We start from the raw sequence: 2,506 nt of genomic DNA on the forward strand, positions 1-2,506 counted from the left end.
CGTCGTGACTGCGTGCCTTTTGAAGAATGAGCCTGCGAGTTAGCGGTGTGTAGCGAGGTTAACCCGTGTGGGGAAGCCGTAGCGAAAGCGAGTCCGAATAGGGCGATTGAGTTGCACGCTCTAGACCCGAAGCGGAGTGATCTAGCCATGGGCAGGTTGAAGCGGAGGTAAGACTTCGTGGAGGACCGAACCCACCAGGGTTGAAAACCTGGGGGATGACCTGTGGTTAGGGGTGAAAGGCCAATCAAACTCCGTGATAGCTGGTTCTCCCCGAAATGCATTTAGGTGCAGCGTCACGTGTTTCTTGCCGGAGGTAGAGCACTGGATAGGCGATGGGCCCTACCGGGTTACTGACCTTAGCCAAACTCCGAATGCCGGTAAGTGAGAGCGTGGCAGTGAGACTGTGGGGGATAAGCTCCATGGTCGAGAGGGAAACAGCCCAGAGCATCGACTAAGGCCCCTAAGCGTACGCTAAGTGGGAAAGGATGTGGAGTCGCAGAGACAACCAGGAGGTTGGCTTAGAAGCAGCCACCCTTGAAAGAGTGCGTAATAGCTCACTGGTCAAGTGATTCCGCGCCGACAATGTAGCGGGGCTCAAGCGTACCGCCGAAGTCGTGTCATTGCAGCAATAGGGCCAACGCCTGCTGTGATGGGTAGGGGAGCGTCGTGTGCCGGGTGAAGCAGCAGCGGAAGCTAGTTGTGGACGGTTCACGAGTGAGAATGCAGGCATGAGTAGCGATACACACGTGAGAAACGTGTGCGCCGATTGACTAAGGGTTCCTGGGTCAAGCTGATCTGCCCAGGGTAAGTCGGGACCTAAGGCGAGGCCGACAGGCGTAGTCGATGGACAACCGGTTGATATTCCGGTACCCGCTTTGAAACGCCCAATATCGAATCAGGCGATGCTAAGCCCGTGAAGCCGTTCCGGACCCTTCGGGGAAAGGAAAGTGGTGGAGCCGGCGGACCAGACTTGTAGTAGGTAAGCGATGGGGTGACGCAGGAAGGTAGTCCAGCCCGGGCGGTGGTAGTCCCGGGGTAAGGGTGTAGGCCGAGGGGTAGGCAAATCCGTCCCTCATATAAGGCTGAGACCTGATGCCGAGCCGATTGTGGTGAAGTGGATGATCCTATGCTGTCGAGAAAAGCCTCTAGCGAGTTTCATGGCGGCCCGTACCCTAAACCGACTCAGGTGGTCAGGTAGAGAATACCGAGGCGTTCGGGTGAACTATGGTTAAGGAACTCGGCAAAATGCCCCCGTAACTTCGGGAGAAGGGGGGCCATCACTGGTGAAGGAACTTGCTTCCTGAGCTGGGGGTGGCCGCAGAGACCAGCGAGAAGCGACTGTTTACTAAAAACACAGGTCCGTGCGAAGCCGTAAGGCGATGTATACGGACTGACGCCTGCCCGGTGCTGGAACGTTAAGGGGACCGGTTAGTCACATTTCGGTGTGGCGAAGCTGAGAACTTAAGCGCCAGTAAACGGCGGTGGTAACTATAACCATCCTAAGGTAGCGAAATTCCTTGTCGGGTAAGTTCCGACCTGCACGAATGGCGTAACGACTTCTCGACTGTCTCAACCATAGGCCCGGTGAAATTGCACTACGAGTAAAGATGCTCGTTTCGCGCAGCAGGACGGAAAGACCCCGGGACCTTTACTATAGTTTGATATTGGTGTTCGGTTCGGCTTGTGTAGGATAGGTGGGAGACTTTGAAGCGGCCACGCCAGTGGTTGTGGAGTCGTCGTTGAAATACCACTCTGGTCGTGCTGGATGTCTAACCTCGGTCCGTGATCCGGATCAGGGACAGTGTCTGATGGGTAGTTTAACTGGGGCGGTTGCCTCCCAAAAAGTAACGGAGGCGCCCAAAGGTTCCCTCAGCCTGGTTGGCAATCAGGTGTTGAGTGTAAGTGCACAAGGGAGCTTGACTGTGAGACCGACGGGTCGAGCAGGGACGAAAGTCGGGACTAGTGATCCGGCGGTGGCTTGTGGAAGCGCCGTCGCTCAACGGATAAAAGGTACCCCGGGGATAACAGGCTGATCTTCCCCAAGAGTCCATATCGACGGGATGGTTTGGCACCTCGATGTCGGCTCGTCGCATCCTGGGGCTGGAGTCGGTCCCAAGGGTTGGGCTGTTCGCCCATTAAAGCGGTACGCGAGCTGGGTTTAGAACGTCGTGAGACAGTTCGGTCCCTATCCGCTGTGCGCGTAGGAATATTGAGAAGGGCTGTCCCTAGTACGAGAGGACCGGGACGGACGAACCTCTGGTGTGCCAGTTGTCCTGCCAAGGGCATGGCTGGTTGGCTACGTTCGGGAGGGATAACCGCTGAAAGCATCTAAGCGGGAAGCCTGCTTCAAGATGAGTATTCCCACCTCCTTGAGAGGGTAAGGCTCCCAGTAGACGACTGGGTTGATAGGCCAGATGTGGAAGCCCGGTAACGGGTGGAGCTGACTGGTACTAATAGGCCGAGGGCTTGTCCTCAGTTGCTCGCGTCCACTGTGTTAGTTCTGAAG

The 2,506-nt window shown here is 56.3% G+C and carries 1 rRNA gene (cut by a window edge); it reads left to right on the forward strand.

Features of this window, described 5'->3' with window-relative positions:
* Positions 1 to 2,474, forward strand: a 23S ribosomal RNA gene (locus ACIA8F_RS39100); it begins 721 nt to the left of the window's first position.
* Positions 2,475 to 2,506 lie beyond the last annotated feature (32 nt).

Origin of the sequence: Streptomyces sp. NPDC051563, from assembly GCF_044454225.1 — a bacterium.
Classification (GTDB): domain Bacteria; phylum Actinomycetota; class Actinomycetes; order Streptomycetales; family Streptomycetaceae; genus Streptomyces.